The sequence below is a fragment of the Pseudomonas sp. 2822-17 genome, from assembly GCF_002742485.1.
In the GTDB taxonomy this organism is placed as follows: domain Bacteria; phylum Pseudomonadota; class Gammaproteobacteria; order Pseudomonadales; family Pseudomonadaceae; genus Aquipseudomonas; species Aquipseudomonas cyclaminis.
In genome coordinates, this window is the sequence record NZ_LJRZ01000603.1 from 1 (window position 1) to 293 (window position 293).

Annotated in this window: 1 protein-coding gene; it reads right to left on the minus strand. The window is 33.4% G+C overall.

Going from position 1 to position 293, the window contains the following annotated elements; all coding sequences use genetic code 11:
* Window positions 1–52: 52 nt before the first annotated feature.
* Window positions 53–293, minus strand: a 241-nt coding sequence (locus AOA60_RS33435; RefSeq protein ID WP_218240769.1) for a hypothetical protein, incomplete at its 5' end; no start/stop codon positions are given.

Consider the following 293-nt stretch of genomic DNA (forward strand, 5'->3'; position numbering starts at 1 on the left):
AAGTATAGACTTTTGGAACAGCCTCTGATATTTTAGCTAATAAACCTCTACACTAAAAACGTAAAAGACTACTGATAACAGTATCTAAAATCATCTCCGCAGTAATACCTAAATAAATAAAGAAGACTGCGTAAGTAATAAACATACTGTATATAGGATCAATGCTTGCCTGGGCATCCTCACGGTAAGAATTCAATGTTAGAATAACAGCCATTTGCGTCCCGGCTAATAATAGTAGTAGTGAAAATACTGTTAACATGCTGATACCAGTTAGACTAATAACAAAATAAACT